14 protein-coding genes are annotated in these 14,214 nt (G+C 54.1%); 9 read left to right on the top strand and 5 right to left on the bottom strand.

Annotated elements, in window-relative coordinates; genetic code table 11:
* The first annotated feature begins 1 nt into the window (after position 1).
* Entirely contained in the window at positions 2-1,072 is a 1,071-nt protein-coding gene (locus OGV94_RS21965) for a sn-glycerol-3-phosphate import ATP-binding protein UgpC (RefSeq protein ID WP_047408101.1), read from the top strand.
* Positions 1,069-1,812, top strand: coding sequence for a glycerophosphodiester phosphodiesterase (gene ugpQ, locus OGV94_RS21960; RefSeq protein WP_286524397.1), 744 nt, complete (start codon positions 1,069-1,071; stop codon positions 1,810-1,812). The genes OGV94_RS21965 and ugpQ overlap by 4 nt, the downstream gene beginning before the upstream one ends.
* Here ugpQ and OGV94_RS21955 read toward each other — a convergent pair.
* Complete coding sequence (locus OGV94_RS21955; RefSeq protein WP_043018601.1) at positions 1,809-2,249, bottom strand: DUF2756 family protein; 441 nt, start codon at positions 2,247-2,249, stop codon at positions 1,809-1,811. The two genes, ugpQ and OGV94_RS21955, sit on opposite strands and share 4 nt — an antisense overlap.
* Positions 2,250-2,367: 118 nt before the next feature.
* On the opposite strand from OGV94_RS21955, the gene ggt reads away from it, so the two are divergent.
* A complete protein-coding gene (gene ggt / locus OGV94_RS21950) occupies positions 2,368-4,113 on the top strand; it encodes a gamma-glutamyltransferase (RefSeq protein ID WP_286524394.1) in 1,746 nt (581 codons plus the stop codon).
* A 47-nt stretch (positions 4,114-4,160) separates the two neighbouring features.
* Here ggt and OGV94_RS21945 read toward each other — a convergent pair whose 3' ends face one another.
* Positions 4,161-5,045 carry a hypothetical protein gene (locus tag OGV94_RS21945; RefSeq protein ID WP_286524391.1) on the bottom strand — a complete coding sequence of 295 codons (885 nt, stop codon included), beginning with the start codon at positions 5,043-5,045 and terminating at the stop codon, positions 4,161-4,163.
* Positions 5,046-5,091: 46 nt separating this feature from the next.
* Complete coding sequence (yhhY, locus tag OGV94_RS21940) at positions 5,092-5,580, bottom strand: N-acetyltransferase (protein ID WP_019078130.1); 489 nt, start codon at positions 5,578-5,580, stop codon at positions 5,092-5,094.
* 416 nt (positions 5,581-5,996) lie between these two features.
* Here yhhY and OGV94_RS21935 point away from each other — a divergent pair, with 416 nt between their 5' ends.
* The 5 genes from OGV94_RS21935 to gntU all read left to right on the top strand — a co-directional run bounded on the left by OGV94_RS21935 (position 5,997) and on the right by gntU (position 11,084).
* Positions 5,997-7,034 carry an oxidoreductase gene (locus OGV94_RS21935; RefSeq protein WP_286524389.1) on the top strand — a complete coding sequence of 346 codons (1,038 nt, stop codon included), beginning with the start codon at positions 5,997-5,999 and terminating at the stop codon, positions 7,032-7,034.
* A gap of 123 nt (positions 7,035-7,157) precedes the next feature.
* The gene (gene yhhW, locus OGV94_RS21930) at positions 7,158-7,853 is read left to right on the top strand and encodes a quercetin 2,3-dioxygenase (protein WP_003023472.1); all 696 of its coding nucleotides are present in this window, start codon (positions 7,158-7,160) and stop codon (positions 7,851-7,853) included.
* Between the two features lie 223 nt (positions 7,854-8,076).
* A complete protein-coding gene (gene gntR, locus OGV94_RS21925) occupies positions 8,077-9,072 on the top strand; it encodes a gluconate operon transcriptional repressor GntR (RefSeq protein WP_016157654.1) in 996 nt (331 codons plus the stop codon).
* A gap of 141 nt (positions 9,073-9,213) precedes the next feature.
* Positions 9,214-9,744: a gluconokinase gene (gene gntK, locus OGV94_RS21920; protein ID WP_003023475.1), complete on the top strand. Its 531-nt coding sequence runs from the start codon at positions 9,214-9,216 to the stop codon at positions 9,742-9,744.
* A complete protein-coding gene (gene gntU, locus OGV94_RS21915; protein WP_047408130.1) occupies positions 9,744-11,084 on the top strand; it encodes a gluconate transporter in 1,341 nt (446 codons plus the stop codon). Before gntK ends, gntU begins: the two co-directional genes overlap by 1 nt.
* A 94-nt stretch (positions 11,085-11,178) precedes the next feature.
* On the opposite strand, the gene OGV94_RS21910 is transcribed toward gntU, so the two are convergent.
* Positions 11,179-11,625 (bottom strand): hypothetical protein, encoded by a 447-nt coding sequence (locus OGV94_RS21910; RefSeq protein WP_047408133.1) that lies wholly within the window; start codon positions 11,623-11,625, stop codon positions 11,179-11,181.
* 460 nt (positions 11,626-12,085) lie between these two features.
* Entirely contained in the window at positions 12,086-12,679 is a 594-nt protein-coding gene (gene yhgN, locus OGV94_RS21905; protein WP_003023480.1) for an NAAT family transporter YhgN, read from the bottom strand.
* Positions 12,680-12,869: 190 nt separating this feature from the next.
* Here yhgN and asd point away from each other — a divergent pair, with 190 nt between their 5' ends.
* The gene (gene asd / locus OGV94_RS21900; protein WP_043018595.1) at positions 12,870-13,976 is read left to right on the top strand and encodes an aspartate-semialdehyde dehydrogenase; all 1,107 of its coding nucleotides are present in this window, start codon (positions 12,870-12,872) and stop codon (positions 13,974-13,976) included.
* Positions 13,977-14,214 lie beyond the last annotated feature (238 nt).

The raw sequence follows: 14,214 nt of genomic DNA, 5'->3' as shown, positions 1-14,214 counted from the left end.
AATGGCAGGACTCAAACTACAGGCAGTAACCAAAAGCTGGGACGGCAAAACCCAGGTGATTAAACCGCTGACGCTGGACGTCGCGGACGGGGAATTTATCGTGATGGTTGGGCCATCCGGCTGCGGAAAGTCTACGCTGCTGCGGATGGTGGCCGGGCTTGAGCGGGTGAGCGGCGGCGATATCTGGATTGATAATAAGCGCGTTACCGAGATGGAGCCGAAGGATCGCGGCATTGCGATGGTCTTTCAGAACTACGCGCTCTACCCGCATATGAGCGTGGAAGAAAACATGGCCTGGGGGCTGAAAATCCGCGGGATGGGTAAGGAGCATATTGCCGAACGGGTGAAAGAGGCGGCGCGTATTCTTGAGCTGGGTGAACTGCTCAAGCGTCGTCCGCGCGAGCTTTCCGGCGGACAGCGCCAGCGCGTGGCGATGGGGCGGGCGATTGTCCGCGACCCGGCGGTATTCCTGTTTGATGAACCGCTTTCCAATCTCGATGCCAAGCTGCGCGTACAGATGCGTCTCGAGTTACAACATCTGCATCGCCGCCTGAAAACCACTTCGCTGTACGTGACGCACGATCAGGTTGAAGCGATGACGCTCGCCCAGCGGGTGATGGTGATGAACAAAGGCATTGCCGAGCAGGTAGGTACGCCGGTTGAGGTGTATGAAAAGCCAGCCAGCCGCTTTGTGGCGAGTTTTATCGGCAGCCCGGCGATGAACCTGCTGGACGGGCGCATCAGCGCCGCGGGTACCCATTTTGAGCTTGACGACGGTATGACGTTGCCGGTCGGCAGAAGCGCCAGAGTGTCTGGTGGGCGTAATATGACGCTGGGTATCCGCCCGGAGCATATTGCGCTAAGCTCGCAGGCCGAAGGCGGCGTGCCACTGGTCGTCGACACGCTGGAAATGCTGGGAGCGGATAACCTGGCACATGGACGTTGGGGTGAGCAAAAGCTGGTGGTGCGACTGGCGCATCAGCATCGCCCGACGGCAGGCAGCACGCTGTGGCTGCATCTGCCAGAAAATCATCTGCATCTTTTTGATGGCGAAACAGGACAACGCGTATGAGTTACTGGCCTTACCCCCATATTGTCGCCCATCGTGGCGGCGGTAAGCTGGCACCGGAAAACACCCTGGCGGCGATCGACGTGGGGGCGCGATACGGGCATACCATGATCGAGTTTGACGCTAAATTGTCGAAAGACGGTGAGATCTTCTTGCTGCATGACGACAACCTGGAGCGAACCAGTAACGGCTGGGGCGTGGCAGGCGAGCTGAACTGGCAGGATTTATTGCGCGTGGACGCCGGCGGCTGGTTTAGCGGTGAGTTTAAAGGTGAACCGCTGCCGCTGCTCTCGCAAGTGGCCGAGCGCTGCCGTCAGCACGGTATGATGGCGAATATTGAAATTAAACCCACAACCGGCACCGGAACCTTAACCGGCAAAGTCGTGGCGCTGGCCGCGCGGGAACTGTGGGCGGAAATGACGCCACCACTGTTGTCATCCTTTGAAATTGATGCGCTTGAAGCGGCGCAGCAGGCGGCGCCTGAACTGCCTAGAGGTTTGCTGCTGGATGAATGGCGCGAAGACTGGCGTGAGCTGACAACGCGGCTTGGCTGCGTCTCTATTCATCTTAATCACAAGCTGCTGGATGACGCTCGCGTGGATGCGCTGCGCGACGCGGGGCTACGGATACTGGTGTATACCGTCAACCGACCCCAGCGCGCGGCGGAACTGCTACGCTGGGGAGTGGACTGTATCTGTACCGATGCTATTGATACGATTGGTCCGGATTTCCAGCCCTGTTAAGGTCCAATCGTTTTTAACGGAACATTAGGCTGCGGCGTGCTGGAGGGCTTCAGCATGTCGCCGTTCTTTTTCTCTGACAGCATATGTTGCTTATTCAGCGAGCTGTCCGGGTTACGGGTTCCACTCAACATCCCACCGTTGCTGTTGGAAAGCATCTGCTGCTGACCGGAATTCAGCTCGCCAGGCTGAGACTGAAGTACTCGCTGGGAGTTGGTGTTGATTTGGTTTTCCATATGCTGTTGCTGCATACGCGTCTGCGTTTGCAACTGCTGGTTGAGCATCCCTTTCTGTTGAATCTGCTGCGATTGCATTTGCGTCTGCATACGCTGCTGACTCGGGATCTGATAACCGGGTTGGTTCGGGTTATTCATGGTGTTGATAGGCTGTGCAAAGCCTGCAAACGGCAACAGCATGGCTAAAAGTAAGAGTCGTTTCATCGCTTTTCTCCTCTCGGGGATCGTTTAAGTTTACTCCTTTCTCGCCGTTACGATGATTATTTCAGAGTTATGCACCAGGCTTATTGGGGGCCGACCCCCATACATCTGGAGAATAACGATGATAAAACCGACGTTTTTACGCCGGGTAGCCATTGCTGCTCTGCTCTCAGGAAGTTGTTTTAGCGTTGCTGCTGCGCCGGCTGCGCCACCGCCGGTATCCTACGGTGTTGAGGAAGATGTGTTCCATCCTGTGCGCGCGCAACAGGGGATGGTGGCCTCCGTGGATGCGTTGGCCACCCAGGTTGGGGTGGACATTCTGAAACAGGGGGGGAATGCCGTCGATGCCGCCGTGGCCGTTGGCTACGCGCTGGCGGTAACGCATCCTCAGGCGGGCAATCTGGGCGGTGGTGGTTTTATGCTGGTGCGTACCAAAGACGGTAACACCACCGCGATCGATTTTCGTGAAATGGCGCCTGCTGGCGCGACCCGTGACATGTTCCTCGATGAGCAGGGCAACGCCGATGCGAAAAAGTCGCTGACGTCGCATCTGGCATCCGGTACGCCGGGTACCGTGGCGGGTTTCTCGCTGGCGCTGGAGAAATACGGCACGATGCCGCTGAACAAAGTGGTGCGCCCGGCAATGAAGCTGGCGGAAGAAGGCTTTGTGGTTAACGATGCGCTGGCCGACGATCTGAAAACCTATGGCAGCGAAGTGCTCCCTAATCACGAGAACAGCAAAGCCATTTTCTGGAAAGACGGCGAGCCGCTGAAAAAGGGCGACAAGCTGATGCAAAAGAATCTGGCGAAAAGCCTCGAGATGATTGCCGAGAACGGTCCGGACGCGTTTTATAAAGGGGCGATTGCCGATCAGATTGCCGGGGAAATGCAGAAGAACGGCGGGCTGATGACCAAAGATGATTTAGCCAGCTATAAAGCCGTGGAGCGTACGCCGATTAGCGGTGACTATCGCGGGTATCAGATCTTCTCCATGCCGCCGCCGTCCTCTGGCGGTATTCACATCGTGCAGATCCTCAATATTCTCGAAAACTTCGACATGAAGAAGTACGGGTTTGGCAGCGCCGACGCCATGCAGGTCATGGCTGAAGCGGAGAAATATGCTTACGCCGACCGTTCAGAGTATCTGGGCGACCCGGATTTTGTGAAAGTGCCGTGGCAGGCACTGACCAACAAAGCCTATGCTAAAACGCTTGTGGATCAAATTGATATCAACAAGGCTAAGCCTTCCAGCCAGATCAAACCAGGCAAGCTCGCCCCGTATGAAAGCAACCAGACCACTCACTTCTCGGTGGTGGATAAAGACGGCAATGCCGTGGCGGTGACCTATACCCTGAATACCACCTTCGGGACCGGCATCGTGGCGGGTAACACCGGTATCCTGCTCAATAATGAAATGGATGATTTCTCCGCTAAGCCGGGCGTGCCAAACGTTTATGGACTGGTGGGCGGCGATGCTAACGCGGTTGGGCCGAAAAAGCGCCCGCTGTCGTCGATGTCACCGACTATCGTGGTAAAAGACGGGAAAACCTGGCTGGTTACCGGCAGCCCTGGCGGGAGTCGAATTATCACAACCGTGCTGCAAATGGTCGTCAACAGCATTGATTTCGGGATGAACGTCGCCGAAGCGACCAACGCGCCGCGCTTCCATCATCAGTGGTTACCGGATGAACTGCGCATCGAGAAGGGCTTTAGCCCGGATACAATCAAGCTGCTGGAGCAAAAAGGACAGAAAGTCGCGCTGAAAGAGGCGATGGGCAGCACGCAGAGCATTATGGTTGGACCGGATGGCGCACTGTATGGCGCGTCTGACCCGCGTTCCGTGGATGATTTAACGGCGGGATACTAAGAATAATGGCCTACAGCGTTCTAAGTGGTGTAGGCCTGACTGGTTGGTTATGGCGCATATCCCTGCAGTGACTCAGACCAGCGGAATATTTGGCTGCTTTTATCCTGCAGGTTAACGCGTTCTAAATCATAAAATCCGTGTGTCTTTGCCGAGCGCATTTTGAGAATGTACTTACTTTCGCTGATGTCGTGCTGCCTTGTGCCGTCTTTATTCCAGTCTCCGGCGATGTCCGTATATTGATAAACAAGGTCGGAATACACGTTGATTATCCTGTTGTCTTTGATCGTATAGAGCTCCAGCACTTCGTAAAATGCGCCGCCGCCGGAATACGCATCAGAGTATCCACCACGCACCCCGAACGCCAGGGTATCGGGGGCGATCCGGTACGGTGCCAGATCCAGTTTTGTATAATAAGCCAGCGGTCTGACGGACTCATCATCGCTCTCTTTTTCGGCGGCTTTATTCCACTCCGAGAGTTGGTTTAACGGTTTTTCCGAGCGGGCAATCGGCACTAGCCGTTGGTTCTGCCAGGAAAAAACACCGAGATATAATTTATTGGCGCGCCCGTTACTGTAGTTTTCCGGACAGGTGTTATCCGCATATTTCCTTGCCTGCCCGGCATCGGCCTGATTGTCAGCGAAACATGCCATGCCAATATATTTGCCGTCTTTGCCCCAGGCTTTGGCCCCCGTGAGAATCAGATTGTCAGGATCTTCATTCGGTGCAACCCAGGCAATCCACTGCTTTTCAGATAAGCCCTGAGGAAGCTCGCCAAATCCTTTCGCGGGTGTTGCTCCCGCCATTTGCTCAGCGAAAATCTGTTTGCCTTCCGGGTGTTGAATGGCGCTGGGTACGGAATCGAGATTTTGTACGGTAGTGGCAAAAGCAGGGGAGAGCGTTGCCAGCAACACCAGGGGAAGGTACTTTTTCACTATTGCGTCCTTTCAATAAGCAGGGCGATACGACTCGCCCTTAAATTTATTTCACGCGTGCCATAAAGTAGGCATCAACGTACTCACCGTTGCGCAGGCCGTATTTCTTACCGGTGCCTTCGATTTCAAAGCCGTATTTCTTATACACCGCCACGGCAGGCTCATTATCAACAAATACCGTTAGCTCAATACGCTCGACGCGCAGCCAGTTGTCGCACATGTCGATCATCGTGCGGATCAGCGCGCTGGCAACGCCGCGATTGTGCCACCGGGCATCCACGCAGATACCAAAATCGGCCACGTGGCTGCGGCGCGGGCGCTGCGCAACCTCAATACAGAGATGCCCCACGACGATATCGTCAATGCAGGCAACCAGTTGTTTAACCCCGGCTTGCTCGGTTAGCCGCGCCTGCCACATCTCGAGGGAAGGATGAGGAACCTGTAGCGTGTTGTGGTACACCTCCGGCTGAGCGTGGATCTGACGAATTGCGTCGTAATCTTTTGGTTCAGCGTGGCGTATCACTATTTCACTCATTCCTTATCTCCTGCAGGGTTAATTGTGTATTTACACTCGCTGAGAAAGAAAATCCCGTCAACTGCATTTTTTTGCAAAAAGAAGTAGACAAGTGCGAATGAGAATGATTATTATTGCTCTGCGTTCAGGGGAACCCCTACGGAGAACCTGAAAGCACGACATTGCTCACATTGCTTCCAGTATTACTTTAGCCAGCCTTGCGCTGGCTTTTTTTTTGGTTTTGTTTCTGCCTGGCTTACTTGTCATTTTGTCCCCGGGATGATGCCGGATGGCGCTTGCGCTTATCCGGCCTACAGCTGAGACCTGGGTTTTGTAGGCCGGATAAGGCTCCGCCGCCATCCGGCAAAGAATCCAACATTCAGTCTCCAGCCGCTTTGCGCTATGGTGTAGACAATCACTTTCAAAAGGATCGTCTCATGACCTTACACTGCGCATTTATTGGTTTTGGTAAAAGCACCACTCGCTACCATTTGCCGTACGTCCTCAATCGCAAAAATAGCTGGCACGTTGCGCACATTTTCCGCCGCAACGCCAAGCCGGAAGAGCAGGCGCCGCAGTATTCCCATATTCACTTCACCAGTGACCTCGACGAGATCTTAAACGATCCGCAGGTGAAGCTGGTGATCGTCTGTACCCATGCTGACAGCCATTTTGAATACGCCAAACGCGCGCTGGAAGCGGGTAAAAATGTGCTGGTTGAGAAACCCTTCACCCCGACGCTTGCGCAAGCAAAAGAGTTGTTTGAGCTAGCGCAAAGCAAAGGACTGACCGTTACGCCGTATCAGAATCGTCGTTTTGACTCCTGTTTCCTCACCGCTAAAAAAGCGATTGAGAGCGGCAAGCTCGGCAAGATTGTTGAAGTTGAAAGCCATTTCGATTACTACCGTCCCGAAGCAGAAACCAAGCCGGGGCTGCCGCAGGACGGCGCGTTTTATGGTCTGGGCGTACACACCATGGATCAGATTATCTCGCTGTTCGGACGCCCCGATCATGTGGCCTATGACATCCGCAGCCTACGCAACAAAGCGAACCCGGACGATACCTTTGAAGCGCAGCTGTTTTACGGCGACCTGAAAGCCATTGTTAAAACCAGTCATCTGGTGAAAATCGACTATCCGAAGTTTATCGTCCATGGCACCAAAGGCTCGTTTGTGAAGTACGGCATCGACCAGCAGGAAACCAGCCTGAAGGCTAATATCATGCCAGGTGAGCCAGGTTTCGCTGCCGATGATTCCATTGGAATGCTGGAATATGTCAACGATGACGGCATCACGGTGAAAGAAGAGATGAAGCCGGAAGTGGGAGACTACGGTCGCGTCTATGATGCGCTGTACCAGACGCTGACGGCCGGTACGCCTAATTACGTCAAGGAATCTGAAGTTCTTACCAACCTGGAAATCCTCGAACGCGCCTTTGAACAGGCAATGCCTGCCACGATAACCCTCGCCAAATAGCCTGCACAGACTCCTCTGGGCTTGTTCATATTTTTTGAACAGAGGAGTCAATTTTCACCCTCTATGATCCCAGACGGATTGAGTCCACACTTACTCCATCGAAAACATCTGGGGGTGAACACAATGATCTATTTACGCAAAGCTAATGACCGTGGCCACGCTAATCATGGCTGGCTCGATTCCTGGCATACCTTCTCTTTTGCCAACTACTATGACCCGAACTTTATGGGGTTCTCGGCACTGCGCGTGATTAACGATGATGTAATCGACGCAGGCCAGGGCTTTGGCACTCACCCCCATAAAGACATGGAAATCCTGACCTATGTGCTGGAAGGTGCAGTGGAGCATCAGGACAGCATGGGCAACAAAGAGCAGGTTCCTGCCGGTGAGTTTCAGATTATGAGCGCCGGGACGGGGATCCGTCACTCGGAGTATAACCCGAGCAATACTGAGAAACTGCATCTGTATCAGATCTGGATCATGCCGCAGGAAAACGGTATTACGCCGCGCTATGAACAGCGCCGTTTCGATGCCGCCCAGGGTAAACAACTGGTGCTGTCGCCGGATGCCCGTGATGGTTCGCTGAAAGTTTACCAGGATATGGAGCTGTACCGTTGGGCGCTGGTCAAAGATGAGCAGTCGGTGCATCAGATTGCCGCTGAACGCCGCGTCTGGATCCAGGTGGTAAAAGGTAACGTCACCATTAATGGCACCAAAGCGACCACCAGCGACGGTCTGGCCATCTGGGATGAACAGGCAATTTCGATTCATGCCGACAGCGACAGTGAAGTGTTACTGTTTGACCTGCCGCCAGTCTAAAAATACACGGCATCCTTCAAGCTGCATCTGTGTTGGCTTTCCTCGCTCACCCCGGTCGCGTACTTAATGTACGCTCCCGGGGATTTACTGCGTCGCCGCCTTGATGCAACTCGAATGATTTTGTGTATTTCTCACAATAAAAAACTCCTTTTTTTCTCTGCGAAGGTTCACGCACGTCCGTGGTAAACTGGGGGAATCTATCCCTTTTTAACGCTTCAGGACGATGAAAAAGAAAAGACCCGTACTTCAGGATGTAGCCGACCGCGTGGGCGTGACCAAAATGACGGTCAGTCGCTTTTTGCGTAACCCGGAGCAGGTCTCCGTGGCGCTGCGGGGCAAAATTGCCGCTGCACTTGATGAGCTGGGTTATATTCCCAATCGCGCTCCTGATATCCTTTCTAACGCCACCAGCCGCGCGATCGGCGTGCTGTTACCCTCTCTTACTAACCAGGTTTTTGCTGAAGTGCTACGCGGCATTGAGGCCGTCACCGACGCCCATGGTTATCAAACTATGCTCGCGCACTACGGCTATAAACCTGAGATGGAACAAGAGCGCCTGGAGTCGATGCTGTCGTGGAATATTGATGGCCTGATCCTCACCGAACGTAGCCATACGCCCCGTACGCTGAAAATGATTGAGGTTGCGGGTATCCCGGTGGTTGAACTGATGGACAGCCAGTCACCGTGTCTGGATATTGCCGTCGGCTTCGACAACTTCGAGGCCGCGCGCCAGATGACCGCCGCTATTATCGCCCGTGGGCACCGTCACGTTGCCTATCTTGGCGCACGTCTTGATGAACGTACTATCATCAAACAGAGAGGCTACGAGCAGGCAATGCGCGATGCTGACCTGGTGCCGTATAGCGTGATGGTGGAGCAGTCTTCTTCCTACTCATCCGGTATTGAACTCATTCGTCAGGCGCGACGTGAATACCCGCAGCTTGATGGCGTCTTCTGTACCAACGATGACCTGGCGGTAGGGGCGGCTTTCGAATGTCAGCGTTTAGGGCTGAAAATCCCTGATGATATGGCGATTGCCGGATTCCACGGTCACGACATTGGACAGGTGATGGAGCCGCGTCTGGCGAGCGTGCTCACGCCGCGTGAGCGAATGGGCAGCATTGGCGCAGAGCGCCTGCTGGCGCGCATTCGTGGTGAAGCAGTCACACCTAAAATGTTAGATTTAGGTTTCACCTTGTCACCGGGCGGATCTATTTAAGCCAACAACTTTGAAGTAGCTCACACTTATACACTTCGAGCACGAATGGATATTGCTTCTCTATTTATCCGGCTGGACAATGTTACCGATAACAGTTACCCGTAACAATTTCCTGATTCTTGTACCAGTGGGGGCAACGCTTTGAGCACGACTAATCATGATCACCACGTTTACGTTCTGATGGGCGTATCGGGCAGCGGTAAATCTGCTGTCGCCAGCGAAGTGGCGCATCAACTGCAGGCCGCGTTTCTTGATGGCGATTTTCTCCATCCGCGCAGCAACATCATGAAAATGGCTTCCGGTGAGCCACTTAACGATGACGACCGTAAACCGTGGTTACAGGCGCTGAATGACGCCGCCTTCGCGATGCAGCGGACCAATAAAGTTTCGCTGATCGTCTGTTCCGCCCTGAAAAAAGTCTACCGCGACCAGCTGCGCGACGGTAATCCAAACCTCTCTTTCATCTATCTGAAAGGGGATTTTGACGTTATCGAAAGCCGCCTGAAGGCGCGTAAAGGCCACTTCTTCAAAACGCAGATGCTGGTGACCCAGTTTGAAGCGCTGGAAGAACCGGGTGCCAATGAAAACGATGTACTGGTGGTCGATATCGATCAACCACTGGACGGTGTGGTCGCCAGCACCATTGAGGTTATTAACCAGGGCAGTAAGTAGTGAGTACATTAACGCTTGTTTTAACAGCAGTAGGGTCCGTTTTATTACTGCTGTTTTTAGTGATGAAGGCGCGTATGCACGCTTTCGTTGCTTTGATGGTGGTATCCATTGGTGCAGGTCTCTTTTCCGGTATGCCGCTCGATAAAATCGCTGCGACCATGGAAAAAGGGATGGGAGGCACGCTCGGTTTTCTGGCGATTGTTGTGGCGCTGGGGGCGATGTTCGGCAAGATTTTGCATGAGACGGGCGCGGTCGATCAGATTGCCGTCAAAATGCTGAAATCTTTCGGTCACAGCCGCGCGCATTACGCGATTGGCCTGGCCGGTCTGATTTGCGCGCTGCCGCTGTTCTTTGAGGTGGCAATTGTGCTGCTGATTAGCGTGGCGTTCTCAATGGCGCGCCACACCGGTACTAACCTTGTAAAGCTGGTCATTCCGCTGTTTGCGGGCGTGGCGGCTGCCGCAGCGTTCCTGCTGCCGGGGCCTGCGCCAATGCTGCTGGCCTCTCAGATGCACGCCGACTTTGGCTGGATGATCCTGATTGGTCTGTGCGCCGCGATTCCGGGCATGATTATCGCCGGGCCGCTGTGGGGTAACTTCATCAGCCGTTATGTTGAGCTGCACGTACCGGAAGACATTACCGAGCCGCATCTGGGTGAAGGCAAAATGCCATCCTTTGGCTTCAGTTTATCGCTTATCCTGCTGCCGCTGGTGCTGGTTGGCCTGAAAACTATCGCCGCACGCTTTGTGCCGGTCGGTTCTTCAACCTACGAATGGTTCGAGTTTATCGGTCACCCGTTTACCGCGATTCTGGTGGCGTGTCTGGTGGCGATTTACGGTCTGGCGATTCGCCAGGGCATGCCAAAAGACCGCGTGATGGAGATCTGCGGGCATGCGCTGCAGCCGGCGGGAATTATTCTGCTGGTGATTGGTGCGGGCGGTGTGTTCAAACAGGTACTGGTGGATTCCGGCGTGGGTCCGGCACTGGGTGAAGCATTAACCGGCATGGGCCTGCCGATTGCCATCACCTGCTTCGTGCTGGCGGCGGCGGTGCGTATCATTCAGGGTTCCGCGACCGTGGCCTGCTTAACGGCGGTCGGTCTGGTGATGCCGGTGATTGAGCAACTGAACTACTCCGGGGCCCAGATGGCAGCGCTGTCTATCTGTATCGCGGGTGGCTCTATCGTCGTCAGTCACGTTAACGACGCGGGCTTCTGGTTGTTCGGTAAATTTACCGGCGCGACCGAAGCGCAAACCCTGAAGACCTGGACGATGATGGAAACCATCCTCGGCACGGTCGGTGCGATTGTCGGTATGATTGCCTTCCAGCTGTTGAGCTGATGGTATTGCCCGGTGGCGCTTGCGCTTACCGGGCCTGGAATTGAGCACATATCCACACCGTAGGCCGGGTAAGCGCAAGCGCTACCCGGCTTTTTTACAGCACCATCACACCATCCTCGGTTTTCAACCAACGCGGCGCTTTTAGCGTATCGGCGAAATAGCCCACTAAATCCTGCAGTAAATCACCCGCCACGCGTTCCATCTCGTCAGACAGCGTTTTACTCATCAGTAAATGCGTCAAAAGTTGGCAGTAACGCCCCATCTGATCTGGTTCGGGTTCAAAGAGGGGAGAGCGGGTCGGTAAGGTTTCTACCGTCAGGCTGGCCTGTAGATGCTGCGGTACAGGTTCCGTTAAGGTTGGTTGCAGTAGTGCCAGACAGGCCGACAGGCGCGCACAAATCGCCAGTTTTTCAACAGGGTCATGACATTCAACAAGCCCTTCGACAAAACGCTCACAGTTATCCGCCAACTCGGTGAAGTCCGTGGCATGGCTAAAGGGCAGGGTAAATAAAGAGTGTGAAAAGAGAGGGGTCGTTGCCATAGGGCAGCCTCCGATGAGTGATTTTCATCCACCACTGGAGAGGCTAATCTCACTGGAGGTGGAGCCGAACAGGGTTAGCCTTACCGGCCTCATCGGATACCGGCGCGTCTTGCGACGCCCCCGCCCGGTCCACCATTGGAGTGTACCTAAGCGTGCGACACAAAAATACTTGCGTCACCGATGAAGGAGTTCAGAAGGCTAATTCTGGCACCTGATTTTGCAGGTGCAGCGAGAAGATAATGCTTATCCGTGATGCTGACAAGAGGGCATTCCGGAAGGCGCTTCGCAGAAATGAAAATACGCTTTTTCAGAGACTTAAATGATTGAGGTGTTTCTCATAAACACATTCACGGCGCTGATTGCCCGGTGGCGCTAGCGCTTACCGGGCCTACAAACGAGCAACATATCAACACCGTAGGCCGGGTAAGGCGAAGCCGCCACCCGGCGTAAAGTGAGTGCGTTACCCCTTCATCCACATCCGTACGCCATCGAGGAACATCTGGGTTGCCATCATCACCAGAATCAATCCCATCAGGCGCTCCAGCGCGTTAACCCCTTTCTCCCCCAGCAGGCGTAAAAACAGCGAAGACTGCAGCAAAATCACGAATGTCCCGCCCCAGGCGATCAGCAGCGCAATCACCAGATGCCCCATCTGGTTCGGATACTGATGTGACAACAGCATTAATGACGCCAGGATTGTCGGACCGGCGACCAGCGGAATCGCCAGCGGCACGATAAACGGCTCTTCGCCTGCCGGAAGTCCGGTGCTATTCCCGGTGGCGCTGGGGAAAATCATCTTGATGGCGATCAGGAATAAAATAATGCCCCCGGAGATCGACACGGTCTCCGCGCGCAGGTTCAGAAATGCCAGAATTTTCTCGCCCGCAAACAGGAATATCAGCATCACCAACAGCGCAATGAACAGCTCGCGAATCATAATCGCGCGACGGCGTTTTGGTTCGGTATGTTTCAATACGGACATGAAAATGGGCAGATTTCCGAGCGGATCCATAATCAGGATCAATAAAACTGCCGCTGAAATGATTTCATTCATAACTCAAATTCCCTGATAATTACCGCGGACTTTCTGCTTGCTTGCGCAGCGGGATAAGTCGCATTACTGATGGCTTCGCTATCATTGATTAATTTCACTTGCGACTTTGGCTGCTTTTTGTATGGTGAAGGATAGGCCAGTAGGATACTGGTTAGCATACACAGCACACATCTCTGCAGGAAAAAACGCTATGAAAAATGTTGGTTTTATCGGCTGGCGCGGTATGGTCGGCTCTGTACTCATGCAACGCATGGTTGAGGAGCGTGACTTCGACGCCATTCGCCCTGTTTTCTTTTCTACTTCCCAGCTCGGGCAGGCGGCACCGACATTCGGTGGAACCGCGACCGGCACGCTTCAGGACGCTTTTGATCTGGACGCGCTGAAGGCGCTCGATATCATCGTGACCTGTCAGGGCGGCGATTATACCAACGAAATCTATCCAAAGCTTCGTGAAAGCGGTTGGCAGGGTTACTGGATTGACGCGGCCTCTTCGCTGCGTATGAAAGACGATGCCATCATCATTCTCGATCCGGTTAACCAGGATGTCATTACTGACGGCCTGAATAAAGGAATTAAGACCTTTGTCGGCGGAAACTGTACCGTTAGCCTGATGCTGATGTCCCTTGGTGGCCTGTTTGCCAATGACCTGGTTGACTGGGTTTCCGTGGCGACCTATCAGGCGGCTTCCGGCGGCGGCGCGCGTCATATGCGCGAACTGTTGTCCCAGATGGGTCATCTGTATGGCCATGTGGCCGATGAACTGGCGACCCCTTCCTCTGCTATTCTCGATATCGAACGCAAAGTGACGGCCCTGTCCCGCAGCGGTGAACTGCCGGTTGATAACTTTGGCGTACCGCTGGCCGGTAGCCTGATTCCGTGGATCGACAAACAGCTTGATAACGGTCAGAGCCGTGAAGAGTGGAAGGGACAGGCCGAAACCAACAAAATTCTTGATACGTCTTCTGTGATCCCGGTCGATGGTCTGTGCGTGCGCGTCGGCGCGCTGCGCTGCCACAGCCAGGCGTTCACCATTAAACTGAAAAAAGATGTGTCTATTCCGACCGTGGAAGAACTGCTGGCGGCGCACAATCCGTGGGCCAAAGTCGTGCCAAACGATCGGGATATCACTATGCGTGAGTTAACCCCGGCGGCCGTTACCGGCACGCTGACCACGCCAGTAGGCCGTCTGCGTAAGCTGAACATGGGACCGGAGTTCCTGTCAGCCTTTACCGTAGGCGACCAGTTGCTGTGGGGGGCTGCGGAGCCATTGCGCCGTATGCTGCGCCAATTGGCGTAATAGTTTGTTAACGATCAAGGGGTGAGGAATCACCCCTTTTTTTGCGTAATACAGGAGTAAGCGCAGATGTTTCATTTTTTACCAGGAGTAAGATAAAGCATTGGCTATTCTTTAAGGGTGACTTAGTACCGGAGGTATTAAGTTGTTGCCTGAAGGTGGGACGACGCAGAGAGGATGCACAATTGTGCTGCGCCGTTCAGGTCAAAAAAAGTGTCACTACCTGATGTCGAAAATCAGT

The organism is Citrobacter sp. Ce006, assembly GCF_030336535.1.
GTDB classification, from domain to species: Bacteria; Pseudomonadota; Gammaproteobacteria; order Enterobacterales; family Enterobacteriaceae; genus Citrobacter; species Citrobacter europaeus.
This window is presented reverse-complemented; position numbering and strand designations above follow the sequence as displayed.